21 protein-coding genes are annotated in these 26020 nt (G+C 62.2%); 11 read left to right on the forward strand and 10 right to left on the reverse strand.

The features are described 5' to 3' along the window. Positions 1–89: 89 nt before the first annotated feature. From ACFQ50_RS00365 to ACFQ50_RS00385, 5 genes are all read right to left on the reverse strand, one after another. On the reverse strand, positions 90–1397 hold the full coding sequence (locus ACFQ50_RS00365) for an O-antigen ligase family protein (protein WP_377993520.1): 1308 nt from the start codon (positions 1395–1397) through the stop codon (positions 90–92). Between the two features lie 140 nt (positions 1398–1537). Continuing rightward, complete coding sequence (locus ACFQ50_RS00370) at positions 1538–2410, reverse strand: glycosyltransferase family 2 protein (RefSeq protein ID WP_377993521.1); 873 nt, start codon at positions 2408–2410, stop codon at positions 1538–1540. After that, entirely contained in the window at positions 2407–3036 is a 630-nt protein-coding gene (locus ACFQ50_RS00375; RefSeq protein WP_377993522.1) for a CatB-related O-acetyltransferase, read from the reverse strand. Before ACFQ50_RS00375 ends, ACFQ50_RS00370 begins: the two co-directional genes overlap by 4 nt. A 93-nt stretch (positions 3037–3129) precedes the next feature. Next, positions 3130–4611 carry a polysaccharide biosynthesis tyrosine autokinase gene (locus tag ACFQ50_RS00380; RefSeq protein WP_377993523.1) on the reverse strand — a complete coding sequence of 494 codons (1482 nt, stop codon included), beginning with the start codon at positions 4609–4611 and terminating at the stop codon, positions 3130–3132. 208 nt (positions 4612–4819) lie between these two features. Beyond that, a complete protein-coding gene (locus ACFQ50_RS00385) occupies positions 4820–5287 on the reverse strand; it encodes an Lrp/AsnC family transcriptional regulator (protein ID WP_377993524.1) in 468 nt (155 codons plus the stop codon). 158 nt (positions 5288–5445) lie between these two features. Here ACFQ50_RS00385 and pdhA point away from each other — a divergent pair, with 158 nt between their 5' ends. Genes pdhA through ACFQ50_RS00400 form a run of 3 tightly spaced genes read left to right on the forward strand, consistent with a single transcriptional unit; the run spans position 5446 to position 9348 of the window. Next, positions 5446–6705 carry a pyruvate dehydrogenase (acetyl-transferring) E1 component subunit alpha gene (pdhA, locus tag ACFQ50_RS00390; RefSeq protein WP_377993525.1) on the forward strand — a complete coding sequence of 420 codons (1260 nt, stop codon included), beginning with the start codon at positions 5446–5448 and terminating at the stop codon, positions 6703–6705. After that, positions 6702–7814 (forward strand): alpha-ketoacid dehydrogenase subunit beta, encoded by a 1113-nt coding sequence (locus ACFQ50_RS00395; protein WP_377993526.1) that lies wholly within the window; start codon positions 6702–6704, stop codon positions 7812–7814. Before pdhA ends, ACFQ50_RS00395 begins: the two co-directional genes overlap by 4 nt. Before the next feature lie 4 nt (positions 7815–7818). Further along, complete coding sequence (locus ACFQ50_RS00400) at positions 7819–9348, forward strand: dihydrolipoamide acetyltransferase family protein (protein WP_377993527.1); 1530 nt, start codon at positions 7819–7821, stop codon at positions 9346–9348. Between the two features lie 72 nt (positions 9349–9420). On the opposite strand, the gene ACFQ50_RS00405 is transcribed toward ACFQ50_RS00400, so the two are convergent. After that, complete coding sequence (locus ACFQ50_RS00405; RefSeq protein WP_377993528.1) at positions 9421–9555, reverse strand: hypothetical protein; 135 nt, start codon at positions 9553–9555, stop codon at positions 9421–9423. A 161-nt stretch (positions 9556–9716) separates the two neighbouring features. On the opposite strand from ACFQ50_RS00405, the gene ACFQ50_RS00410 reads away from it, so the two are divergent. The 3 genes from ACFQ50_RS00410 (at position 9717) to ACFQ50_RS00420 (ending at position 13041) form a co-directional block, all read left to right on the forward strand. Then, positions 9717–10532, forward strand: a complete 816-nt coding sequence (locus ACFQ50_RS00410) for an MBL fold metallo-hydrolase (RefSeq protein ID WP_377993529.1) — start codon at positions 9717–9719, stop codon at positions 10530–10532. A gap of 94 nt (positions 10533–10626) precedes the next feature. Then, positions 10627–10890 carry a hypothetical protein gene (locus ACFQ50_RS00415; protein WP_377993530.1) on the forward strand — a complete coding sequence of 88 codons (264 nt, stop codon included), beginning with the start codon at positions 10627–10629 and terminating at the stop codon, positions 10888–10890. Between the two features lie 888 nt (positions 10891–11778). Then, complete coding sequence (locus ACFQ50_RS00420) at positions 11779–13041, forward strand: MinD/ParA family protein (protein ID WP_377993531.1); 1263 nt, start codon at positions 11779–11781, stop codon at positions 13039–13041. Between the two features lie 118 nt (positions 13042–13159). Here the strand turns inward: ACFQ50_RS00420 and ACFQ50_RS00425 are convergent, their stop codons facing one another. Then, positions 13160–14926: a hypothetical protein gene (locus tag ACFQ50_RS00425; protein WP_377993532.1), complete on the reverse strand. Its 1767-nt coding sequence runs from the start codon at positions 14924–14926 to the stop codon at positions 13160–13162. A gap of 949 nt (positions 14927–15875) precedes the next feature. Between ACFQ50_RS00425 and ACFQ50_RS00430 the strand changes: the two genes are divergently transcribed. The 4 genes from ACFQ50_RS00430 to ACFQ50_RS00445 all read left to right on the forward strand — a co-directional run bounded on the left by ACFQ50_RS00430 (position 15876) and on the right by ACFQ50_RS00445 (position 22481). After that, a complete protein-coding gene (locus tag ACFQ50_RS00430; protein WP_377993533.1) occupies positions 15876–16613 on the forward strand; it encodes an SGNH/GDSL hydrolase family protein in 738 nt (245 codons plus the stop codon). 186 nt (positions 16614–16799) lie between these two features. Next, the gene (locus tag ACFQ50_RS00435; protein ID WP_377993651.1) at positions 16800–17918 is read left to right on the forward strand and encodes an acyltransferase family protein; all 1119 of its coding nucleotides are present in this window, start codon (positions 16800–16802) and stop codon (positions 17916–17918) included. A gap of 881 nt (positions 17919–18799) precedes the next feature. Further along, complete coding sequence (locus ACFQ50_RS00440) at positions 18800–19957, forward strand: alkaline phosphatase family protein (protein ID WP_377993534.1); 1158 nt, start codon at positions 18800–18802, stop codon at positions 19955–19957. A gap of 319 nt (positions 19958–20276) precedes the next feature. After that, entirely contained in the window at positions 20277–22481 is a 2205-nt protein-coding gene (locus ACFQ50_RS00445; protein ID WP_377993535.1) for a S8 family serine peptidase, read from the forward strand. An 85-nt stretch (positions 22482–22566) separates the two neighbouring features. On the opposite strand, the gene ACFQ50_RS00450 is transcribed toward ACFQ50_RS00445, so the two are convergent. After that, complete coding sequence (locus ACFQ50_RS00450; RefSeq protein ID WP_377993536.1) at positions 22567–23121, reverse strand: TetR/AcrR family transcriptional regulator; 555 nt, start codon at positions 23119–23121, stop codon at positions 22567–22569. Between the two features lie 210 nt (positions 23122–23331). Between ACFQ50_RS00450 and ACFQ50_RS00455 the strand changes: the two genes are divergently transcribed. Beyond that, positions 23332–23673, forward strand: a complete 342-nt coding sequence (locus ACFQ50_RS00455; protein WP_377993537.1) for a DUF5655 domain-containing protein — start codon at positions 23332–23334, stop codon at positions 23671–23673. A 165-nt stretch (positions 23674–23838) separates the two neighbouring features. Here the strand turns inward: ACFQ50_RS00455 and ACFQ50_RS00460 are convergent, their stop codons facing one another. Further along, positions 23839–25233 carry an NAD(P)-binding domain-containing protein gene (locus tag ACFQ50_RS00460; protein WP_377993538.1) on the reverse strand — a complete coding sequence of 465 codons (1395 nt, stop codon included), beginning with the start codon at positions 25231–25233 and terminating at the stop codon, positions 23839–23841. A 143-nt stretch (positions 25234–25376) separates the two neighbouring features. Next, positions 25377–25757 carry a cupin domain-containing protein gene (locus tag ACFQ50_RS00465; RefSeq protein ID WP_377993539.1) on the reverse strand — a complete coding sequence of 127 codons (381 nt, stop codon included), beginning with the start codon at positions 25755–25757 and terminating at the stop codon, positions 25377–25379. Positions 25758–26020 lie beyond the last annotated feature (263 nt).

Consider the following 26020-nt stretch of genomic DNA (forward strand, 5'->3'; position numbering starts at 1 on the left):
ACTGGATGAAGCTCCGTGTCAGCGCGTGGCTTCCAAAAATCTCCCCTGACCTGGAAACGAGGTCGGCACAACGGGCAACAAACGACGCCTCATGGCTCTGTTCTCGTCGCCACTGGTACAAATGAACGATTCGCCCACCTGGACGCTGACGGGCGGGCGGAGTTTTCGCCAGTTATGTGAGACCGAATCGCAAGCCCGAGGGCTAGGAACCAAATACTGCCTAAACCCACCCATGAATGCAGGGCTAAATAGGATCCGGAGGCCGACACAAGTAGCGCCACCTGACCGGCGGGAGTTCTTAAACGATCGGCGCGAAGAACAAAAATGACCAATGCAATGATTGCCAGCACGCCCGGCCAGCCGAAGTCGAACATTATTAGTGCAAACTCTGAGTCGACAGTTTTTGCCATATCGAGTTGCCCAAAGTGGCTGCTGGCTACGTATACACCTTCTGGTAGGCCCGGTAAACCCCAACCCCATGGCTGATCGAGAAGCGACTGCGCAGCAAATTTATAGAGAGTTGAACGATATTCCGCGCTTGCATCTGTTGCCGAGGTGCTACTTAGGGCATCCGTCCCAGCCCCAAAAAGAAGCGATACTAAGGCGAAAGAGGCCCCGGCCAATGAAAGGACCCTAAGGGCTCGTGTTCTGTTTTGGGTGACAAGCCTAAACCGGAATCCCAGTGACAATGCAAACCACGCGGCGAGGAGAATGAGAGCGCCGCGGCTGTTGGTGGAATAGATGCCGCCAAATAGAACTGTATAGGCCAAGAGCCTCATCCATTTGACAGGTATCGCGGCTTTTACGAGAGGGAAAGCCGCGATAAGGAGAACTGACAAGACAAGGGGGTGTTCAGCGAACACGATGCTCCGAATGCTGCCGTCACGAATCAGGCGGCCACTGTTCTCGTAGCCACCGGCTACGAGAAACGAGTTCCTGAGGCGTTCTAAAACGGCCAGGATGCTCATTAGGACACTCACGTATACATAGATATTGGCCAGGCGTACCGTGGTGGTTGATTTAGCGATCAACCAACCCAGCAGAAACATGGAAGGGTACAGCGCCGAATACCTAAAAAGCCGATCTAGATATTGCACTTCAACAAAAATCTGACCAACACCGAATATTAGAAGAAAAGCAAAGGGCGCAGCGCATCCCATGGCGGCTGTTCGGGATGAGTATCCTAGTCGCCGATCCAGAAGCAGTGAACCGATAGCCAATATTGCTGCCGCAAATAGGGCAAATCGGATTGGAATAAGAGTCTGAATGTAGCCCGCGCTGAACGCTAGCCCGACAATCGCAAAGACAAGCGACTTGACAAGCCAGCCTCTAACCCAGATAAGACCCACCCAAGCGAGCGCCAGCAATGCCACGCCTATATATATGATGTCATTCATGATTTCTCTGTCATCCGAGGAGGAAAAGCCAATTGTCGGAGCGGGCATCTGTTGTGAAGAGATGCAGGTCGGGCTGAGATTTCAGCTCCAATGAAGGGTTGCCTGCGAGAGAATTGTGGGAAGACTCTTTCGGGACGCGGTCACGTTACCAGCGGGGCTAGCTGACTCACGATGGCTTTACCTTCCGACACTGCCCTGTTGCTCTCCATCGCCTTTTCTCTCATGCTAGGTGATGGATGGACTCGTGCTAAAAGACTCCGCGCTCGTACTTCTGCGCGGACGATCATTCTTTCGAAGGGGCGCATATAGCGAAGAGCAAGGATTATTCGGTTTCTTATTGCTAGGCTCCGAGACGGTCCGTTTGCAGATTGCTCAACGATTGCATCGAGGTTCGTCAAAACAGGTACTCCAGCGCGACGTGCGAGGAGACCAAGTGCAACGTCCTCCATGTACATGAAAAACTCCTCGGGGATTCCACCGAGCCGGCGCCACGTGCCAAGGTCAATTACAAAGGCTGCGCCGTCGACCCACTTCACCCGCCGGAGTCCGCGCGCACTGGCAGCGACGTCGTGCTTTGGGTAGTAAAAGGGCAGAGAAAGGTGACCTCCATTGGACCAAACCGACTCCACACCCCTATAGTCTCGCGTTACGAGCTTCGGTCCGATGATGTGGCCGCCAGGAAACTCTTTGGCCGTAGCGTGTAATTGGCTAAGCGCATCGTCGCGGAAAAGTGCCTCGTGCGTACAGACGAGGATCTCCGACACGTCCGGCAATGTCTTCGCCACTGCCCTAATACCGTGATTCACGCCGCCTGCATAGCCCCTGTTCTCACCGTCAGCGAGAACAGTTGCCCTTTGACGATACACATCCTCTGTTAGTGTCGCGGAGTTGTCCACTACGACGAGATGTTCTCGGTCGAAATGTCGACTCAAGTCATCCAGGGTGAGCCGCATTGTGTCGTGACTATTGTAGTGAACAATAACTACGGCCATGCCGGAAATCGTCGACGTCATATTTTTTCCATCTCTCGGCCTATACGCTTGAGTATTTCAGCCGCTTCGTGCGGAGTACGTAACCAGAAGTGACTCTCTAGAACAAGTTCTCCGAGTTGAGGAGTGAAGCGCCTGCCAATTACTCGGGCGGGATTGCCAGCGACAACGGCGAAGTCTTCTACATCGCGGGTCACGATGCTGCCCGCGCCAATAACAGCGCCAACCCCAATCCTCGTGCAGCCAGGAAGGATGGATACGTTTGCGCCGATCCAGGAATCGTGCCCAATCCAGCATCCCGACCGCTCAACGTCCATGCCTTTGTCCACTAACCCCAGCGCGGGGTTATAGAAAAGTGGGTGGAGTGTCGGCCGGTCCAATGGGTGTGCAGCACCAAACCGCCGAACGTTTGGTCCTATCGAAACGTAGGCACCAATCGTGGTCTTTACATCGCAGTTACCAGTGGCCAGTAGAGAGCCGTAGGAATAGTTGCCCACATCTACTCTGTAGTACTGGCTGAGAATGTCGCGCAGCGTGAGAGAGTACATGTCCCCGCCTTCGCGCTTGGTCATCCACCGCAGAATTCGTGCGCGAAGAGGAATCCGAGCATAGAGTTTTACAAAAAGCTTACTGAGAATGAATCGCTTCATTTACTTCACCTCTAATGGCGTCATGTCAACGAGCCGGGCCACGACCTGACAGAGACCAGCCCCGACTGAGAAAGTGGTCCAGAGTAAGGAGAATCAGCGCTTGACCGGGAAGACGCTTGCTCGCCGTCTGCCCGCGTCACTGCCGCTATCCGAATCGTCAAAGATATCGGCACCACTGCGCCGTTTCGGCGGGGTAGTGACAGATCGCGATCCACTGGTCGTGGCGGAACCGTAGCTGTAGTAGCTGTAGGCGTAAGCATCCGGCCCTTTAGTGGGGAGCCTGTTGAGTACAAAACCGAGTAGGTTGGAGTCGACCATCCTGAGGGAGCCGAGAGACTTTTCCAAGTCATGGTGCCGCAACTTCTGCGAGCCAACTACGAGTACAACGCCGCCGACATGCTGAGAAAGAACTGCAGCGTCCGTGACCGGAAGCAAAGGCGGAGCGTCAATTATGACGGTGTCGAACGTATCCTCCAGCCGCCGAATGAGGATGTTCATTTCATCCGACCCGAGCAACTCGCTCGGGTTGGGTGGGATTTGGCCGGACGTTAGCACGTGAAGCTGATCGTCGCCCCATGGCTGGAGGAGGTCGCTTACATCGGCAGTCCCGACCAATGCCGTTGTCAGACCGGCGTTGCGTTCCAGCCCAAGGTATTCGCTGACCATGGGTCGACGCAGATCTGCATCGACCAAGCACACAGCTTGCCCGGCCTGAGCGAGTGCAATTGCCAGGTTGGTTGCCGTCGTGCTTTTGCCCTCGCCGGGAAGCGACGACGTAATGAGGACGGTCTTGGCATGGCCGGATACGTTCGCGAACTGCAGGTTCGTACGAAGCTGCCTGAAGGATTCGGCTCGTGGACTCTGGGGAGCGGCTTGCGTCAGGAGCGGCTTCCGTGTCGCGTTTTGGTCAAAGGAGATCCCGCCCAGTATCGGTGCATCTGTAACGCGCCGCAGGTCTGCTTCGCCGCGAATTCGGTTGTCGAGGGTGGTCCTGAGCACGGCCATGCCTACACCCAGGAAGGTTCCGAGAATCAAACCAAGGATTAGATTCATCCGCGTATTCGGTGCCGACGGCGCGGTCGGAGCACTTGCAGGGCGAACGACAGAAAGGCTTACGGGCGATGTTCCGCCCGTCTTGGGTGTCTCTAATGAATCCACAGCCTTGATCATGCTGCTGGCAATTGCTTGGGCAATCGCTGCGGACTGGACCGCCGAAGAGTCGGAGACGGCTATGTTGATAAGCACCGTATTGACGTCTGACGTGGCCTTGACTCGTGTTGCCAGATCCTCCGCTGTGGTTTCCAATCCTAAGGAGTCGATGGCTGGCTGAAGAACTATGGGGGTGGTGACCGTTTGAACGTAAGACTGAACTCGAGCTTGACTGAATGAGTTGCCTTGCTGAAGCTCAAGAACAGAGCCGGAACCCTGAATAGCAACGAATAGCTGGGTTTGTGACGTGTAAGTTGGCGGGGTGAGGACAGCGGCGGCGCCACCTATCAATAGCCCGGTCATGCTTGCTGCGACGATAATGATCCAGTTGCGGCGAAGGATGCGCAGATAATCGCGTAAGTCCAAACCGAGGTCCCCCCGTGATGATTTTCCTAGAGCCGCGAAGAGCAAGACACTAGAACCGCAGTCTTCGTACGGTCACGCCAATTGTAACCGCCATGGGTCCGGCGTGAATTGCGAGCAGCTCCGGAACGTAACGGTTCCAGTCGAGAAAGGGCCTCTGCCCACCGAACTCGAGGCTGTTATGCCGGACCAAAGCGGGCGTATCCAGGAGCTACCGCGTATCCAGGTCTTCGAACACCAAGAACGTCTGCGTATCTAGGACGCCGGGCATGGACTGTAACTGATCGAAGATCACGCGCCGTAGGTCCACATTGTCCACTGCTCGTACGAGCAGTATGACGTCAAAGTCCCCACCCACCAGCGCTATGTGGTGCACTTCGGGAATGGCCCTCAGCTGTTCGCGGAGTTCACGCCAAGAGTGCTGACTTACCTTTAGCGTCACGTAGGCCGACGACTTCAGCCCCGCTTTGATCGGGTCCACAAGAGCCGTGAACTTAGTTAGTACGCCCTGGCCCGTTAGCCGGGCAATCCGGGTGTAGGCGTGAGCCCTCGAGATATGGACGTTCTCTGCAACCTGGGTGACGGACATCCGGCCGTCCCTTGTCAGCTCAGCAATGATGTTGCGATCCACATCGTCAAGCGGCACCGCCGTCTGTTGCTCCTCAACTGCCTCGGCCATTTGTCTTCAGCTCCCGCCCGTTCCACAGCCACATTTGCAATTTGTCTTTCAGAATAGTCGAGTAGGGCGTACTTCTCCACGATTCCTGGCGGCGGTGGATACGAAACATCATCCGGGACCATACTGAAAGTGAATAGTGGCTATAAAAGGACGGACCAATGACGATCTCCGCAGACCACACTGCGCCCGGCGCGCCGGGGCAAGCGCAGCTTGCCTCACAGCAAGCCGAGGACAGATATCTGCCCGGCGCTGCCGCAGAAGCCGTGCTCAAGTTCGGCATCACCGCCGAGGACTACATGCTGCCCGCCCGCCATCAGATCCAGATGGTGGACCAGGACGGCAACCTGAAGCACTACTCAGAGCAGGGCGCCGAGCCGGGCCACGAGTATCCGCTGCCCGGCGATGAGGAACTCCTCACCGCTTACGAACAGCTGGTTGTCGGCCGGCGGGTCAATGACCAGAACTCCGCACTTGTCCGCCAGGGTCGCATGGCCGTTTATCCCTCTAGCCATGGCCAGGAGGCATGCCAGGTAGCCGCCGCACTCTGTCTTGCCGAGGGCGACTGGATGTTCCCCACGTACCGCGACGCCGTCGCCGTCATGGCCCGCGGCGTGGACCCGATCGACGCGATGACCATTTTCCGCGGCGACTGGCACGGGGGCTACGACCCGCTCGAACACAAAGTCGGGATCCAGTGCACGCCGCTCACCACGCAGTTGCTCCACGCCGTTGGCGTCGCGCACGCCGCCAAGCTGCGCGGCGAGGACACTGTGGTGCTGGCCATGTGCGGTGACGGCGCCACTAGCGAGGGTGACTTCCACGAGGCCCTGAACTTCGCCGCAGTCTTCCATCTGCCCGTCATCTTCTTCGTTCAGAACAACCAATACGCCATCTCCGTGCCGCTGGCCCACCAGTCCGTCGCCCCATCGCTCGCCCACAAGGCCGTGGGCTACGGCATGGCGGGCGAACGTGTGGACGGCAACGACGTTGTCGCGCTCCTCGCTGTGCTGGACCGTGCCGTCAAGCTCGCCCGCGAGGGCTCCGGCCCACTCCTTGTTGAGGGGCACACCTACCGCATGCAGGCGCACACCAACGCCGACGACGCCACCCGCTACCGCCAGGACAGTGAAGTGGCAAAGTGGCTGGCCCGCGATCCGCTGAGCCGGATGCGGAACTACCTCACGGGTAGGGGCCTGCTGGACGACGACGGCGAGTCCCGGATCGCGGAGAAGGCCGAAACGGTTGCCACCCAGCTCCGCAACGGCCTCGGTGAGGAAGCGTCCGTCGATCCTCAAGATTTGTTCAGATATGTCTTTGCAAACCAGACCACGCAGCTCAAAGAACAGTCTGCTCTCGTCGCCGACGAGGTCACCCGCGACGCTTCCGGCGCTGCATCCGAAACGGAGGCCACCAAATGAGCCCCACCATTATCACGTCCTCCGAGGCCAATGGGAACGTCAGCTCCGCCACGGCACGTGCTGCCACCTCGGCCGCAGCCAGCGCCGAAGCATCCGGCCCGCAGCCTGTCACTATGGCTAAAGCGCTGAACACCGCCATGGTGCACGCGATGCACGCAGATGAATCCGTCCTCGTGTTCGGCGAGGATGTCGGAAAACTCGGCGGCGTCTTCCGCATCACCGACGGCCTCATGGCCGCCTTCGGCGAACAGCGTTGCTTCGACACCCCTCTGGCTGAGTCCGGCATCGTTGGCATGGCGGTCGGCATGGCGATGAACGGCATGCGCCCGGTCATCGAGATGCAGTTCGATGCCTTCGCTTACCCGGCTTTCGAACAGATCGTCAGCCACGTGGCCAAGATGCACAACCGCACCAAGGGCCGGGTGAAGCTGCCCATGGTCATCCGGGTTCCCTACGCTGGCGGCATCGGGGGAGTGGAGCACCATTGCGACTCGTCTGAGTCGTACTACGCACACACCGCCGGCCTGAAGGTCTACACTCCGGCGACTGTGGCGGATGCCTACCGCATGCTTCGCGAGGCCATCGACTCGGACGACCCCATCATGTTCATGGAACCAAAGAAGCTCTACTGGTCCAAGGATCTCGTGGATCTTGAGCTGCTTCGTGAGGAGTACGAGGGGAAGAATATGAACGGGCGGGCTACCGAGGGTCGCGCTGCTGTGGCCCGTTCCGGCACTGATGCCACGCTCATCGCGTATGGGCCGTCCGTCCCCACCGCCTTGGCCGCCGCCGCCGCGGCCGCCGAGGAAGGCCGCTCTCTCGAAGTGATCGACATCCGCACGATCGTGCCATTCGACGACGAGACCGTTTCGGCTAGCGTCCGGAAGACAGGCCGTGCGGTGGTGATCGCCGAGGCACATGGTTTCGCCTCAGTGTCCTCGGAGATCGTCGCTAGGGTTCAGGAACGCTGCTTCTACTACCTGGCGGCTCCGGTTCGCCGCGTCACGGGCTTCGACGTTCCGTACCCAGCACCCAAACTCGAGCACTATTACCTACCCGGCGTGGACCGCATCCTCGACGCCGTTGACGATCTCCAGTGGGAAGACTGATCAGATGACCGAAACCAAGGTGTTCCTCCTGCCCGACCTTGGCGAAGGGCTCACGGAAGCCGAACTTCTCAACTGGCTCGTGGCCGTCGGAGACGAAATCCGCGTGGACCAGCCCATCGCTGAAGTAGAAACAGCCAAGTCGGTAGTAGAGGTCCCGTCCCCGTACGCCGGCACCGTAGCCGAGCTGCACGGAGAGCCAGGCCAGACCCTGGACGTCGGCGGGCCGCTCATCTCGGTGACCCCGTTGGGATCGGAGGTTGAGCTCATCGAAACCGAGCCTACTGAAGCCAAGCCCGCAGAAACCACGGCTGAAGTAACCGCGGCAGCCGAAACCTACCGCACGGAAGAAAAAGCAGGCTCCGGCAACGTCCTCATTGGATACGGAACGCCCGGCGGCACTGCAACCGTCCGCCGAACTCGCCCCCGGCGTGCCTCCTCGATGTCTTCCGACTCAACCGCCGGCGCAACGTCGGTCGAACTTGTCGAGACCACGCGAACAGAAACGAAAGACGAAAGCGCCAAGCTGACCACGCACTCAGATGATCTTCTCCTCCAGCGCACCAGGGTCCCCGGAAAACTAGGCGCTGTCATCTCACCGCTGGTGCGTCGGATGGCCAAGGAACACGGTGTCGATCTCGGGCACGTGCATGGCTCGGGCGAAAGCGGACTAATTATGCGTCGCGATGTTGAAGCGGCAATCACGAAGCCGACCAAGATTGAACCCGTTGAAACCGAGCGCCGGCAGTTTGTTGCGCCTGTCGAAACCCGGGTCTCGACAGGGCTGATCAGCGGCGCGGTCGATGCCCGAACCGGTCTGGGCATCACCAGCCGCACTCCGGTCCGTGGTGTCCGCAAAGCAGTGGCGGCCAACATGGCCCGCAGCCGGTCCGAGATCCCCGAGGCGACGGTCTGGGTCGACGTGGACGCGACCGCGCTCGTGGAGCTGAGGGCTGAGCTCAAGAGGGCGAATCCACACTCCACTCCGGGCCTGCTCGCATTCATCGCCCGCATCGTCACCGCAGGCTTGAAGAGATATCCGGAGCTGAATACGAGGTTCGTTACGGCGGAGGACACGTCGGGCGGTGAGTCGCAGGAGATTCTTGCATTCCACGGGGTCAACCTCGGAGTTGCTGCCCAGACCGAGCGCGGCCTGGTCGTTCCCTCCATCCGCAACGCCGACAAGCTCACCGCCCGGGAACTGGACGCAGAGATTAAGCGGTTGACCGCCGTCGCGCGGGACGGGAAGGCGACGCCGGCTGAACTCGGCAGCGGAACGTTCACGCTGAACAACTATGGCGTGTTCGGCGTTGATGGGTCAGCCGCGATCATCAATTACCCCGAGGTGGCGATCCTGGGCGTCGGACGCATCGTCGACAAACCGTGGGTGGTCGACGGTGAACTCGCTGTCCGCAAAGTGACGGAGCTGACTCTGACGTTCGATCACCGTGTCTGTGATGGCGGAACAGCTGCCGGGTTCCTTCGCTTCGTGGCCGACGCCTTCGAATCCCCAACTTCCTTGCTGGCCGACTTGTAGGCGGAAGTCGGCCGTATTCCTTCAGGGCCTCCGCCGTCGCATGTCTAATGCAGCGGCGGTGGTCGATAGGCCCTACGGCGTTGTGTCCGAATGATCACTGCAGCGCACAGAGGCCACCAGGCCGCCGCCGTCGTCGCAGTACGACGTGACGTGGTTGGTGATCACGTTGCAGGTGTCGCAGTAGTGCTTCTGTTGTTTTGTCCCCATGCGCAGATCATACCCAGTGGGTCATTTCTGATGAGTAAATTCTGGGCTTGGCGGCTGGCTGGCAGTACTGGGACGGCAGGCAGGTCCCTGATATTCCCAGGCCGGATGGATAGAATCGAGGCCTGAAGACCGCAGATGCTCCCCAGATGTTCGGAGAAGAAATGTCACGATGGCTCGACGTCGGCACGGACAACTACGTGTTGGTGACTGAAGGTTCCAAGCTCAACACCGGCCTCATTGTGGGCACTGAACGGGCCATGGTCATCGACACCGGCTGCGGGCCGCGGCAAGGCCAAGAGATTCTGAACGCCGTCAGGGAGAAAACCCCGCTGCCGCTTGTTGTGGTCAACACGCACGCGCACTATGACCACTTCTTCGGCAATGCCGTGTTCGCGGAAGCCGGCGTTGAGGAGTTCTGGGCCCATGAAAACTGCGCCGAGGAGATCAGCGAGGACGGTGACGCCCAGCGCAGCGAGGTCACGGAACTGGAACCCGAGATGGCCACCGCCGAAGGCGAGAACGTGGAACTAGTCGTCCCCAACGCGATTGTCCGAGACCAGCCGGTCTTGGTTGATCTCGGCGGGCAGGCCGTCACGCTGTTCTACCTGGGGCGCGGCCACACCGACGGTGACCTCCTGGTAGGAACCACCACCACGCTTTTCGCTGGGGACCTGGTGGAGCAGGGCTCGCACCCTTCCTTTGAGGACTCCTACCCAGAGGAGTGGGCAGACGCCCTCCGCCACCTCTCCGCTCTCCGCCACCGCTACGAATTCCTGGTCCCCGGACACGGTGAACCATGCAGCGATCGGTTCGTCAAGACCATGGCGGACACCATGACCACCGCGGTCCGGCAGGCCCGGCAGTCAATCCGCGACACTCCCGCGGATGCTACCAAAGCCATTCCGGTTCTTCCCTACGGGCCGGAACAGTCCCGCTGGTTTATCAAGCGTCTCCAGGAGACCCGCCCGCAGCAGTGAGCCGAGTACTCCCTGCATTCCGGGTACCAAGGACCCGGGAAAACAGGTAGTGATTACGCTGGGGGCGCGTCGCAAATCTCTCTAGGTTTGCTTCATGAAGACCGGAATCAGCGTAGCCATTCGCCGCTTCATCGAGCAGAACATTGTGGCCGATGACCCATACACCGATCGGTCGTGGCTGGATCAACAGGACATGCCCCGAGTGCAGCACCCCCCGAAAACGGCAGTATCAGGCCTTCCCGTGGAGCCGCTGCCGCCGCTTCTCGGTAGCCAGTCCGGGCACGCCCGGCACCCGCAGCGCCTGCCGCGCCGGATTCGCAGCCACGATGCAACGGCCCGCCGCCGGGACGGCAGCTAACTTTTCCGTGAACTTGCCTGTGCGCGTTCCTTGAGCAAATCTTGAGGATTCCCTCAGCTTTCCTTGAGCTTGCCTACCTAGCATCTCTGGCGTGAGGACATATGGGGGTACTCGTTACAGCCGTGGATCGCGACGGGAACTGCACGGCCGTCGGCTCCGCGTGCTGTCCTACATGGGGCTCGCGGCTTTGGCAGTGACGACTGCCGTAGTGGTTGTGCTAGCCCTGAAGGCATAGGAGTGCGGACGAGGCAGAGGACTCCAGGCGTAATTCAATATTTGACTGATTTTGTAAAGCGGGCGTGTCCGATTGGACAGCGCCCTTAACTGCTAAGTAGGCTGGCGAGCGATCCAAAATGGGGGATCCCACTTACCAGTCACATCGCCGTGCCCAGAGCAGTGCTGCTCCGGAAGCGTCAAATGTGCTGCCGCTTCCGGAGGTCAAAGCGTGGCTTTCACCGATTATGTTCTTGCACTGTCTGGCCTTCTTGGTAGCCTGCTCCTTCCCTTCGCGGGGTTGTATTGGATGCTGCGCGTCAAGCGTCGCGCCGCTCCAACAGCCGCTCCCACCGTACGCGTCGCGGGCTCTGGGCCGGTGAAGTAGGCGTGCCGTACATCGACATCAATCCGCACCGCCGCCGCCCCAAGTGGTGGAGCTACGTCGCCTTGGGGATCCTTTTGGTGGTCACCGTGGCCGTGGTGGCCACTGCGTTGATGCACGGCTGAATCCATCGCTTTCAGCTGCCTGAAAAGGCCTTTGGGGCGGCTGATCAGTGTGGTTTACAAGACTGCTGACCAATCCGCGTCCCGTCAGCATCTAGAATGGCTATTTGAACCAGACCGATTGACCACCGCAGCGGGACGCCGCTGCGAGTCCCGGGGGGACCGAATATGCCCAGACCAGCGGATAACCGATTAGCCGAGGCCGGCACCGATGAGGAGCAGCCAGAGCTCCGCCGCCGCCGCTCCCGCCGTCGCAACGACGACGGCTCCGACGCCTGGACAGGAACCTTCCCCGCCGTGACACCTGAATCCACCGCACCGCCGCTTCCCGTCCGCAGTTCCTCATGGGCAGAAGCGGCGGCCGTCGCCGACGCACTCAGTGACGCCCCGTCCGCACCTGCGGCTCCGCCGACTCCGCTCCGCCGCCCGGCGGGAGCCCCACCGTCGCGGGTCCCCGAAACCCGGGAGGAATCCGGAACCCGGGTGGAACCCGAAGTTGCGGGAGCGGACGCCACAGCTCTGCCGACGTCGTTCGTCCGGGAACAGAAGCCGCGCCCCAAGAATGGCTTCCGTGGCTTCCTGTACCGAGCCACCGGCGGCGCCTGGAATCTGGGCCCCAGTGCGCACGAGCGCGAGGAGGACGAGTTGGCTCGTCGGATCTCGCGCCAGCTGCAGGGCAGCTTCAACACCGCCGTTCTGAGCCTCAAGGGCGGCATCGGCAAGACTTCCACCACCGTGGGCGTTGGCCTCACCTTGGCAGAGTTCCGTGGCGACCCGCCATGCGCCATCGACGCCAACCCCGACTCCGGCGACCTGGTGGAGCGTGCCCTGGGCGAGGGCATTTACCAACAGGCCACGCCGCGGACCATCACGGACCTCCTCGGGAACATCGACTCGATCGATTCACTCACCGAGCTGTCCCGCTACATGCACCACTCCGGTCGGCTGCACCTCATAGCAGGCGAGCAGGACCCCGAGGTGTCCGACTCGCTCACCGCGGGGGAGTACCTGCGGATTCGCAAGCTTATCTCCAGCTACTACTCCGTGGCGCTGACCGACTGCGGCACGGGTGTGACGCACAATGCGATGAGTGGCATCCTGCAGTCGGCGGACAACCTGATCATCGCTGCCGGCTACGCGGTGAGCGGCGCCAAGCGCGCCCGCAGCACCTTGCAATGGCTCGCGGGGCATGGTTACGAAGAGTTGGCCCGCAATGCGATCGTGGTGATCACGGACAAGGACGAAGTTTCCTCCCGCGTGGACAAAGACGCAATCGAGGAGCACCTGGCCGGCATGTGTCGCGAGCTCATCGCCGTGCCCCACGACAGGGGAGTAGCTGACGGTGACCTGGTGACGCTCGATCACCTGAAACCCGAGACGCGCCGTGCCTATAAGGAGATTGCCGCGGCGATTGTGGACGGGTACCGGTAGGTCGTTACCATCGCTAACGACTCAGTTATGGGCGTCGGCGCAGCAGTTACCCCAGATGTGCCAGCAAGAAAGATCGGAATCCGAACCCGGCGCAGGTTGAGGGGTCACCACGCTGGCACTAGACCGTCGTGTTGTTGGTGATTAGTCCCATGTTTGCCAGCTGAGTTAGCAACGCAGTTACCGCAGCATTACCTCCCCGCGACCCCGTGACGGTTGGTCGTGTAATTGGTCTTGCCCCCCAGAAGGCTAATTTTTGGGTGGCCGCCCCGCCCAACCGTGTTCCGGTGGAACTTCCTGTCTGCAGGATCGTGCCGTCCGCAAAAGAGAAGCCCTTATGCAGAAGTCCGACTGTCGTTTCGACGTATGACCCGCGTCGCCAGGTGATTGTGCCGGGATCATGGCTGAAACCGACGACGTACACCAAATTGGAGCCGGTGTTGCCGGTGGCGCGGATGCCGGAGTGCGGCAGGTTGGCTAACGCGGGTACGGCGGCATAAAACGTCGGATTGATCAGCGTAACTCCGGACGGGCCAGCTACTATATCCACGTCAGGGTATACACCATCCGCCTCTTGGCTGTTGGAAGTCCACCGGCACTGTACAAGCGAGGTGTTCTTCGCTTCGGTGTAGACGCCGCATTTCTTGTTGGTATCAAAGAAGCAGCTGACAAAGTGGTTCATTCGGCCCAGCGGCACGATTCGAACGCCGTGACCGGTGTTGTTGAAGATATCCGCACCGTAGAAGTGGTTGGCGCCCTGAAGCATTTCCAATCCATTGCCACCGTTCATGGCCCACATGCTCTGTATCGCCGAATTATCGGTGCCGGCATAGACCGAACCGTGCCCGGCGTTTCCAACGAAATGGCATTCGTTGACCCGGTTGGCCCGTCGCCAGGCACCGAAGTATGTGCCGTCGCCTGAAAAGTCCTTGACCATCACGCGCTCAAGATTCCACAGGGAGTCCGCGCTAGTAGTGGAGTCCATCAGGTAGATGCCCGTGCACGGTTTGGCATGGTATTGCTTTGCACCGTCAAGCATCATGTCAGCGATGTAGACGTTTCCGCCCACGGTGCCTTTGTAGTCGTTGATCAGGCCGGCCGTAGTTACGCCCGGGCGGGCAATGAGGCGTGTTGACCTCTCGTAGAATTCGTAGGCCCAGCCACCGCGCCCGGCCCCGATGAGCCGCGTATTGCTTTTGAGGTGTAGACCTGCGGTGATGTAGCTGCCACGGGGAAAGAGGAACGCGTTGTGGGTCTTGTTGCTTACGCTGTTCAACAGAGCTTGGATAGCTGCCGTATCGTCTGTGCCATACATGTATGCGGCATCTGCGACAGTGGTAACTGCTGGCGCGGCCAGGGTGATTTCAGTAGGGCTGACGTAGGCGGCGATGGCGGTAGAGAGTGTGGCTGCAGCAGTGCCCGCTCCCACAGCATAGAATGCCTTGCCGACGTCTGCGGCGGTGAACCCAGCCCCGGTGAAGGCGGCCGATCCGGCGGAAATGCCACCACCGCTGGATTTCTTGACGGCGTCTCCCTTTACGCCATGATCTCGAACGTTCACGATTAGCTCGTCCTTACCCACCGGCTTGCCGCCGTTGTCAGGGCCGTACAGGGAAGAAAGGTCAGGAAGCTGGGAAAAGGGAACTTTTGCCTCGGGGTCCAGGGCTGCTACGCCGGAAGCGGCGCCTTTTTCCGCAAGGGGAACGTACGCGTCAAAAATCGTTGCGTCGACGGGAACGGCCTGGGCGCCGGTCGCCCCGACTGCTGAAATTGCGGAAGCGCCAGTAAACGCCGTTATCAGGGTTCCGACTCTGAGAAGCCCGCGGCGCTCAAGACTACTATCACTTCGGGGCGCTGAACGATGCTTCTTGCCAATTTCGTTAGCCATGTGTAGAAGGTATTTCCTTGGGGTTGGCTAGACCACCGTGGAAGATACGCAATTTATTGGAGGCGAGTCCCCGCGTGAACTAGGTAGTTACTCAGTTAGATCGGATACCCACGAGGGCTACAAACGCTCGATCGACGATAATCGCTGTACCGATTTAGCGCCGCGTGGTGTCCCATCATGGGAGAAGGGCGCCATACTACAGCCGTTCCACGTAACCGCCAGATGCGCGCTGTGGATCGGCGCGGGGTGGCCTCAGATGCCTGCGTCGACTGCCGGTCGATCGCATTGGGAGGCAGTGTAGGCTCGACGATTCTCGCACCAGGCTGGTTCACTGACGGTACGATGGTTCGTAGCCACCATGCGGTCGTGAGGCTGGTTCCCGAGATGTACCCGCCCATGTCCACGGGACGGGGGCGGCATGACATATTTCTTCCTGCTGTCCGGCCTCGTTCGTTGCCCGTGGGCAATCGAGTCTTTAGTTGGTCGGCGCTGCACAATTCGCGTGAATAAGATCGTGCGTATCGTACTGACGTTCAGGTCGGCAACAGCGTGTGGATCGCTGATTCCGGGGACGGCGACCGAAATATCTGGAAGCGGGCCATGTTCCCCATTTTCATTGTCGACGGCGTCCGCATCGGCGACGGGCCATAATCCTGCCCGGTGCGCGGGTTAGACCGTGACGTTGCTCCTCATGAGCTTTTGCCGGAGCTTCTGGCTCTATGATTGGGCAATGGTCATCGGGGAGCTTCTGAATCTCAGCGCCGGAGACGGCCGGGCGGAGCGAAATGAGTTCAGCTTGCCGACCGGCGAGGCCTGGTCCCGAGCCTTCCCCTGCCGCTGCGTATTACGAGGCCGCCCTGCGCGCGCTGTTGTCTCGTGTCGAGCCGTAGAATAAGGCATTCCGTATCTGTTTCTTGGGGGACTCTTGCGCCGTCTTATATACGTAGCCATGCTGGCTGTTGCCGTTTCTTTCTCTGCGAGTTGCAGCGTCCCGCAGCCTGCTGATCCTGACATTCAGAAGAAGGCTGATGCGTTCTCCGAGGGGGTGTCGTCGGATTTGCAGGCGAAGGAGGCAGCCGCCGCTGAAGCGAGGCTGATCCGGCTCAAGTACCCGAAGGACCGTCCGCTGAATGTGTTCTACGCGGGCGATTCCCTTGGTTATGGTTTTCACGCCAGCGTCCAGGCGAAGGCCTACCGTCCACTGGTCACCGCCAAGCTCGAAGAGACCGTACCAGTCGAGGAATACCGGGCAACCAAGCCAGCCAATGCACCGCTGTTCCAGATCGGTAACATTGAGGGCATTCCTAAGTCCGGGATCGACCTGGCAATCATCGAACTCGGAACAAACGACGCAGGCCGCACCGAGATACCGGACTTCCGCAAACAGTACGAAGCTGTGCTCACGAAGATAAAGAGAGGCTCACCGAGTGCCTACATTCTGTGCGCCGGTGCGTGGGGGTTCCCCGGAACACAGGGCACGGATCCTTACGACCGGATTATCGAGGAAGTATGCAAGGAACACGGCGGCCGCTATGTCGACTTGACCGAAGCGTTCATGACCAAAGGGTCGTACGGACCCGAGGGCAGGGACACATGGGTGGGTAAGTCTGACAACTTCCACCCGAACGACAAAGGCCACCGCATGATCGCTGATCTGATTCTGGAACGGATCATACTAGTCAAGTAATGCCGCCCCGGCGCCGCCAGCTCCACCGGCTACTGGAGTTAAGCGCAAGCTGGGCGCTGCAGACCGTCAGCGGAAGCGGCCGTTACCTTTTTGTGATAATCCCCTTCTTCGTGGGTAGACTGGACCGTTCCCCGTCGTCCCACACAAGGAGAACTGAACATTTCACGCACCACCCGGCTTGATTCACTGACAGGATTGCGGTTTGTCGCCGCCATGCTCGTGGTTCTGTACCACGCGGCGGTGACGCTGGTGCCCGAGATGTATCCGCTCGTGTCCATGGGACAGACGGGCGTGACGTTCTTCTTCATGCTGTCCGGGTTTGTGCTCGCCTGGTCCATGAACCCAAGCACAACCAAGCGGCAGTTTTACTGGCGGCGGTTCGCCCGGATCTGGCCGCTGCACGCACTCACCGCACTTGCCGCCGTCGTTCTTGCCCTCATAACGCAGGGTGACCAGTCCCTGCCCCGGTTCCTGGCCTCCCTGTTCCTGGTGCAGGCCTGGCTCGGCGACCAGCACTGGGTCTACGCCTACAACGGGGTGTCCTGGTCGCTCTCCTGTGAAGCGTTCTTCTATGCGGTGTTCCCGTTCCTGGCGGTACGGCTGTCACGCCTCGAGCCGGGGAAGCTCTTCCGCACGGGCGCCGCGGTCTTCGCCGCCGCCGTCTCCCTCGTGGCCGTTCTGCTGGCGTTTGTCCCCGGCTTCGACTGGGGAGCACTGTTCTACACGTTCCCCGCCTTCCGGATCGCCGAGTTCATTGTGGGTGTCTGCCTGGCCATCGCCATGAAGAAAGGCTGGAAGCCCAGGTTCGGCGTGGGCACCGGCGCAGCCGCGGCCATCGGCTCCTTCGTCATTCTCGAAGTGGTGGACGGCATCGCGCCCTGGCATACCGCCGGGCCGCTGGCCGGCGCGCTCTGCATACCCGGCTACGCCCTCCTGATTGCCGCGTATGCGGACCGTGACCGCTGCGGCGGCCGCCCCACCTTCGCCAGCGCCCCTGCCACGGTGAAACTGGGCGAGTGGTCCTTCGCCCTGTACCTGGTCCACGAGCTCGTGCTCCGCACTGCCCTGGAACTCGGCCCGGAGAGCCTTGCCGAACGCGCCGCGTTTGCCGCTGTCGGCGTCGCCATTGCCATCCCGCTGGCCGGCGCCGCCTATACCTTCGTTGAACGTCCCGTTGAGGCGCGGCTGAGGAACAGGGGCTCCAGCGGTGGGCCTGTGGCGGACACGGCCGAGCCCAAGGTTACGGGCACCGTCACGGAGCCGCAGACGGAGCCGGCTACCGCTGGGGCAACTGCACGAGGGTGACCGTTCCTTCAATGGCCCCGCTGTGGATGCACGCCCTTTGACCGGAGGGTTCAAAGACGATCGGGCTTCCTATGAATCCGACAGGAGCGGTCCCCACGACACTGTTCGCTGCCAGGTCAATGACGTGGAGGATGCCGCCGGCGCTGCGTATTCCAGCCGGCCGGAACGTTCGCTATGGTCCGTCCGTCCGCACATCCAGGAGCACAGCCCAACAGGCATGCCGTTCATGGCCACGTCCAGGACGGTTTCTGCCGCGTTGAGAACAAACTGCGACGGCCCCGGCGGGACGTCCAGGTCCGGACCACGGAAGATTTAGGCCGCTGTCCGGCGCCGACATCATAGTGCCGTTTCCGACGTTGCTGGGGGCGGACCTCGTGTCCAAATCTTGATCCAACACGCTGCATTCCTTCTGGGAGGTGCCCAGTTGGTGCCGGTAGTGTCGCCGGAAAACAACTGGAAGGTGTGGCGCGATGACTATCCCTGAATATGCATCAGCACTGGCAGTAATGCTTGGATCATTGGTTGCAGCAAGCGGTCTCTCCGCCGTGATTATCCGGTCCAGGTCAAGGCACTAACCGCCGCACGCGGGCAGACGGCATGGTCGCTCCCGGGACGCCGCTAAGCTGCCCGGGGTCGACCGAACCGTCGGAGTTGGATGCTCCATCCCGATCAACGTGGCGAACGCGTGGCCCAGAAGATCATCGCCAATGGTTCGGCGCGGCTTCTGCCAACAGTTTCTCACCGGATATTGAAAACGATGCTGGGAATCACTGTTCAGGGAGGCCTATGCTGGTGCCAGCCGTCGGGGCCTCTGAACTCCGAAGATTCCCGATGCGGTGTTTGCCGACGACTGCCGGACGGGTCCGTGAGAGAAGGACACGATGGGCTGGAAGGTCAGGCGAAGGCTGCGCGGAGGTACCCGCCGCGGTGCCCAGTGGCTCGCACTTGCCGTCGCCGTAGCAGTGTCAAGCGGGACCAGCCAGCCGCCACCGCCGCCGCAGAACGCGCCACCTCCCGCCAGCATTGCCGCTCCGGCCGCCGCGGCGGCTGTGCCGGATGCAACTGCGGTGACCCGGGCAGCGAGGCCCGGCCACGTCTTTGTGATCAACCTCGAGAACAGGGGATATGGCACGGTCTGGGGTCCGGCGTCGAAAGCCCCTTATCTATCCAGGTTTCTGCGCGCCCGGGGTGTCCTGCTGTCCCAGTACTACGCGACTGCCCACCATTCGTTGCCGAACTATCTGGCGCAGATTTCCGGGCAGCCACCGAACGCCGTGACCCGTGCCGGCTGCGGGACCTATGCGCGGTTCAGGCCCGCCGGTCCTCCGTACCGCGGCGTCTTCAGAGGCGCCGGCTGCCTCTACCCCCGGTCCGTTCCCACGGTTGCCGGGCAGCTGACTGCGGCCAGGAAGGGCTGGAAGGGGTACATGGAGGACATGCGCATCCCGTGCCGGCATCCGCGGCCCGGCGGCAAGGACGGGAGCCAGGGTGCCAGGCGCGGTGACCAGTACGCGACGCGGCACAACCCCTTCGTGTATTTCGAAGCGATCACTGCCTCGCCGGACTGCCGGAGGCGGGTGGTTGATTTCCGGGCACTGGCCGTCGATCTGCGGTCAGCGGCGACGACGCCGAGCCTCTCCTACATCACGCCCAACCTGTGCAACGACGGCCACGACAGCCCGTGCGTGGACCGGCGACCCGGCGGCCTGGCCACCGCGGACGCCTGGCTCCGGCGGCTGGTGCCGGCCATTCTGCGTTCGCCTGCGTTCCGGCACGACGGCGTCCTGGTCATCACGTTCGACGAAGCCGAAGGGCGATCGGCCGGCCCTCCCGGCAGGCCCGGCGGGACTGCAGGCGGACGGGTGGGTGCACTGGTGCTCTCGCCTTTTGTCAGGGGCGGCACAACCTCCAACCGCTTCTACAACCACTACAGCCTGTTGGCCAGCATCGAGGACATCTTCCGGGTGCCCCGCCTTGGTGTTGCCCGCGGCGCGGGAGTGAACAGCTTCGGACCCGACGTCTTCAACGCTCCGCGCTGACGTTCTCTTCCGCGTTGGCGCCGAACGGACCTCCCACGTGGGGGATAGGCGGTCAAGATATCCCCAAGGTCCCGCGGCTAGCGTTTCTTCATGGAAGACCCATTTCCGTCGGTGACGCCGCCCTAAACCGGCCACACATCCATGCCCCTGGGAGATCCGGGTGGCCACGCTGCGCCTGCACAACTATTTCGGGATGGCCGGCCCCTGATACCGTGCCCGAGGTCACTGCCGCTAGACTCGTCCTGAACGCGGCGGGGGCCGCGCCTCATAACTGCGTCCCGGCACCAGCGGCTGAGCGGCGCCGCACAGGATGGTCTCGATGTCTCTAACGCGCCGAACACGCTTCTCTGCCGCCATCATGACCGCCGGCATCGCCGGCTTGGTGGCATCGGCCCTCATAGTGCCCTCCGCTTCAGCGGCCGACGGCGACCCCCACCTGCCGTCCATCCCGCGCCGGCCGTCCGTGTCCACCCCGCCCACGGACCAGTTCATCGTCAAGTTCAAGGACCCGGCCCGGTCCGGCACCGCGTTCCGCGCGCAGTCCTTCGGCCGCGCCGCCGCCAAGCTCGGCGCCACCGCCAAGGACGTCCGCGCCACCGCCAGCGGCGCCCGTGTGGTGCGCACCAGCAAGGAACTGGGCGATGGCGACGCCGAGAAGATGCTCGCCTCGCTGCGCGCCGATCCCGCCGTGGCCTACGCCGAGCCGGACGTGAAGCTGCAGGCCAAGTTCGCGGAACCGAACGACCAGTTCTTCCCCTGGCAGTGGAACCTGTCCGACGAAACCGGCGGCATCCGCGCTACCCGTGCCTGGGACGTCACCCAGGGCGCCGGCCAGGTGGTGGCCGTCATCGATACCGGCAAGACCAGCCACATGGACCTGAACGCGAACATGCTCCCCGGCTACGACATGATCGCCGACGCCGGGGACGCCCGCGACGGCGACGGCCGCGACCCCGACGCCACGGACGAGGGCGACTGGTCAACCCCGGGCCAGTGCGCCGAAGGCTCGGCGGAAATGTCGTCCTCCTGGCACGGCACGCACGTGGCCGGCATCATCGCCGCCGTCGCCAACAACAACCGCGAAGGCATCGCCGGCATCGCGCCGAAGGCCAAGATCCTGCCCGTCCGCGTGCTCGGTCCCTGCGGCGGCCAGCTGTCCGACATCGCCGACGCCATCGTCTGGGCCTCCGGCGGCGCGGTGGAGGGCGTTCCGGCCAACCCGAACCCGGCCCGCGTGATCAACCTCAGCCTCGGCGGCACCGAAGCCTGCTCGCAGACGTTCCAGACCGCCATCGACACCGCCACCGCCCGCGGCTCGGTGGTGGTGGCGGCGGCCGGCAACGAGATGGCACAGGCCTCCACCTCCAGCCCGGCCAACTGCAAGAACGTCATCGCCGTCGCTGCCAGCGGCCGCACCGGCGCGCTGGCGCCGTACTCCAACTTCGGATCCGCCGTCGACATCACCGCCCCCGGCGGCGACATGACGCCCACCAACGCCGCCGAGCCGGACAGCGGCGTCCAGAACGGCATCCTCTCCACCCTGAACGACGGCCCCCAGACCTTCGGCACGGAAGCCTACTTCTTCGCCGAAGGCACGTCCGCCGCCGCACCGCACGTGTCCGCCACGGCCGCGCTGCTCATGGCCCAGATGGGCCCGACGGCCACACCCGCCGCCGTCGAAGTCCGCCTTAAGCGCACCGCACGTCCCATGACCGGCGGCTGCCCGCAGGGCTGCGGCGCCGGCCGGCTGGACGCCGCCGGCGCGGTGCTGCACTTCAGCACGGTCCTCGCCGCGGGCGACTTCACCGGTGACGGCAAGGCCGACGTCCTGGCCCGGGAGAACTCCGGGTTCCTCTGGCTGTACCCGGGCAACGGCCGCGGCGGCTGGCTCGCCCGCAGGCAGGTGGGCTCCGGCTGGAACGGCTTCACCTCCCTCGTGACCCCCGGCGACTTCAACGGCGACCGGCGCGCGGACGTCCTGGCCCGCGACACCACCGGCGCCCTCTGGCTCTACCCGGGCAACGGCAGCGGCGGCTGGCTGCCCCGCGTCAAGGTGGGCTCGGGCTGGAACGGTTTCAACGCCATCACCGGTGCGGGCGACATCAACGGCGACGGCAAAGCGGACGTTCTGGCCCGCGACACCACCGGCGCCCTCTGGCTGTACCCCGGCAACGGCCGCGGCGGCTGGCTCGCCCGCACAAAGGTGGGCGCGGGCTGGAACTCCATGACCGCCGTCGTCGGCCCCGGTGACATCACCGGCGACCGCAAGGCGGACCTGCTGGCGCGCGACGCCGCCGGCGTCCTGTACCGCTACCCCAACAATGGCCGCGGCGGGTTCGGCGGCAAGGTCCCGGTGGGCTCGGGCTGGAACTCCATGACCACCATCACCGGCCGCGGCGACTACAACGGCGACGCCAAGACGGACGTGCTGGCCGTGGACACGAACGGTGCGCTGTGGCTGTACTGGGGCAATGGGGTGGGCGGATTCTCCGGCCGTTCGGCTGCCGGCAGCGGCTGGGGCTAACCCACCCGAAGCGCGAACGCACACTTAAGCCCCACCCCCAGCGCGAACGCACACTTAAGCCCCGCCGCGGTCCAGGCCTCCTGAACTAAATGCCGGCCTTGACCAGGAGCGCGTCCAGCACTAGGAAGAAGTTGCCGCGGTGGTCGGCAGCCTTCGGATCGGTCATGTACTGAATGGCCGCCCCGTCGTAGACCATCAGGAAGGTCCGCACCAGCGTCGCGGCATCAAGGAGGCACTTGTCACCGTTGCCCTGGGCCGCGGCAGTGAAAAGGTTGCCCAGCTCCACTTCATAGGCGGGATAGATCTTCGCGGCCAGCGGGCTGGAGGCGGCATTGCGCGTTGCCCACAGAATGAGTTCGATTTCGGCGAGCAGGCTGCCGGGCTCTTCCTCCAGCGCGCGCCAGTAGTTTTCCGCTACCTGTTCCACGGCCTTGCGCAGTCCCAGATGGACCGGCACGTCGCTGGAATAGCGGTTCAGGTTCTTCAGCCACGCCTCGGCGGCGGCGTCCATCAGCTCGCTCTTGTCGCTGAAGCAGTAGTGTGCGGCGGCCAGGGGCGCGTTGGCCTCCTTGGCAATGGCCCGCATGGTCACATACTGGACACCTTCACGCCGCATCAGCTCCACGGTGGCTGCAATCAACTGTTCTTTTCGATCGGCTGAGGATATCCGCATAGCTCACTCTCCAGTCTCCCGGTCCCGGCCCGGTTCCGCCCCGGCAGGGGGCATTTCCTTAAGACTATTGCTTGGACAAATGTTACACACCATTGTCCTGAACAATTGACTGGAACGGGTGTCACGTAAACCATTGGGGCGGGGGAGTGTCTCCTCTGACTGCCGTATGCTGGCTGGATGGCGCGCACGGCAAGAGAACGCATTGATGGTGACCCGATTTCGTCCGGCCTTTACAGCGCGCTCATGGACAGGATTTCGGACCTGGACGGGTGTGAGCTGCAGGAGAACGCGTCGTCGTTCCACGTGGCCCACGGACGGGCGTTTCTCGGTATCCATCCGCGCCGTGGCGGGATTCTGGTCAACATTGTTCTGAGCAGGGAGCTCGAATCGGCCCGGATTCACCGGGCCGAGCGTGTGTCCGCCAACCGGTGGCACAACGAAGTCATCCTCAAGGAGCCCGCAGAGATCGACGCCGAGCTCCTCGCCTGGATCAGCGAAGGATATGCCCACACGGCGTGAATGGCTGACCCGCGTTGCCAGGGGCGGGTGTCACGCTGAGCAGCGCGCTCATGCTTAAACGGGTCACTGCCTGGCCCTGGCCGCGTCACACCTTGGAAGGTGTTTGCGGTCCAGGGTTCCAGGCAGTGCAACCTGTATGCGTGCTCAGCCGTGCATGGCCCCGGATTACCTGGCGGCCACGATGTCCGGGACGGTCGCGCCGGTGTCCACGTCCTGCGACGGCCCGTTGAGGTAGCGCTCCATGGAGTCGTCCATGGCGTTGAGCCAGCGGGTGTGGTGCTTGGTGGCCATGGTGCCGGTGACCACGGAGCGGTGGAGCATGTCGCGGTATCCCAGGATGTCCGTGTGCTTGTGGTGCATCCAGTCCTTGAACAGCTGGGACACGGCGTCCAGGTCAAACGGCGGGTAGTCCGTGGCGTCGATGAGTTCCCGCAGGTAGTCCGTCTGGAAATCGGCCTCCGCGTCGTGATCCGGCAGGGCGGCCTGGCGCTCGAGCCAAAGCTGGATGTCCGCCTCGCGCTCGGCAAGGGACGGCAGGTCAATCGCCCCGGTCATGACGTCGCGGGCAAACCAGGCCTGCGCGTCAAACATGTTGAACGTGTAGTACTGGTCCTGCGCACCCAGGTAGAACAGGTTGGTGTTCTGCTGCCACACCACGCCCTTGTAGAGGTTGCCCGGGTACAGCACGTTCGGCGACTTCAGCGAGAGCTCACTGGGCAGGAACGGGTACTTGTGCTGGTAGCCGGTGCAAAGCACGACGGCGTCAAAGTCACCTTGGGTGCCGTCGCTGAAGTGGGCGGTGGGTCCCCGGAAATGGGTGACAAGCGGGCGCTCCACCGTGGTCTCCGGCCAGTGATAGCCCATGGGGGCCGAGCGGTAGCTCATGGTGATGGACGCGGCGCCCATCTTGTGGGCCTGCATGCCGATGTCCTCAGCGGAGTAGCTGCTGCCGATCATGAGCAGGTTCTTGCCGTAGAAGCGTTCGGCTCCGCGGAAGTCGTGGGCGTGCAGGACCTCGCCCGGGAAGGTGTTGATGCCCTTGAACTCCGGGACTGCCGGGACGGAGAAGTGGCCGGTGGAAACCACCAGCTTGTCGAACACGTGGGTCTCGGTGCGGTTGGTCTTGAGGTCCTCAACCGTCAGCGTGAATTCCTGCGTGGCCTCGTTGTAGGTGGTGTGGCGCGCAACGGTGTTGAACTGGACGTACTTGCGGACGTCGGACTTTTCGACGCGGCCCTTGATGTAGTCGAAAAGAACCTCGCGGGGCGGGAAGGACGAAATGGGGCGGCCAAAGTGCTCGTCAAAGGAGTAGTCCGAGAACTCGAGGCATTCCTTGGGGCCGTTCGACCACAGGTGCCGGTACATGCTGGAGTGGACCGGCTCGCCCTGGGCGTCCAGGCCGATCCGCCAGCTGTTGTTCCACTGCCCGCCCCAGTCCTCGCGCTTCTCAAAGCACTTGATCTCGGGGATGTCGGCGCCTTTTTGGCGTGCTGATTCAAAGGCCCGCAGTTGTGCCATGCCGCTGGGGCCGGCGCCGATGATTCCTACTCGTAGTGTCATGCTTCTCTCCTCTTCCAATGTCTCTTGTGGGCCGCTGCTCTGCGGCCCTGTGGGTTGCGCTGCGTGCGCTGGCGGCACGTGGGTTGGGCCACGTGCGCCAGCCGCGTGCGCGGGGGAGTGCTTACGGAGTGCTTACTGGGTACTTACGGGGCGAAGGTGCGGTCGCCGGTGAAGAACCCCAGGCCGTACTCGGGGGTCTCGAACTTGACGGTGGTGCCCTTGGGGAAGAACAGGACGTCGCGCTCCTTTGCGTGCGTGACTTCCCCTGTCGTCTGGTCGGTGAGGATGAACTCGCCCTTGATGACCACCTTCATTTCGTCGTACGTGTACGTGTACACCAGGGGTTCGGAAGCCTTCAGTTCGAAGAAGCCGGCGCACATGACCGACCCCGTGGGGTTGTGGAGGGAGTCGCCGATTGCGGCGACCGTTCCGGGCTCGTCCATCGGCGGAAGGCCGAGGTAGCCGCCTTCCACCTTGTGGATGGATCCGGCCTTGCTGAGGGTTCCTACGAGGGTGGTTTCCATGGTCTCTCCTTGTGAATGGTGTTGGGAAGGGTTTTGCCAGAGTTGGTCATTTGGTGCAGGTGACGTTGCGGGGTGCAGGTGACGTTGCGCTTTGGGGCAAAGGGGACTGCGTTGGGATCAGGCCAGAGCCGTGGTTGGGGCTCCGGGGGATCGACTTCGAACGGGACATTCTCTGTGTCCAGAGGGCCCCGGCAGGCTCCGCGTCGAGGCTGCCGGTGTGATGCCAGTCACGTATCTCGTGTTCAAAAACTTTCACATGAACA

The organism is Arthrobacter sp. NPDC056493 (assembly GCF_042795115.1).
Lineage (GTDB): Bacteria > Actinomycetota > Actinomycetes > Actinomycetales > Micrococcaceae > Arthrobacter.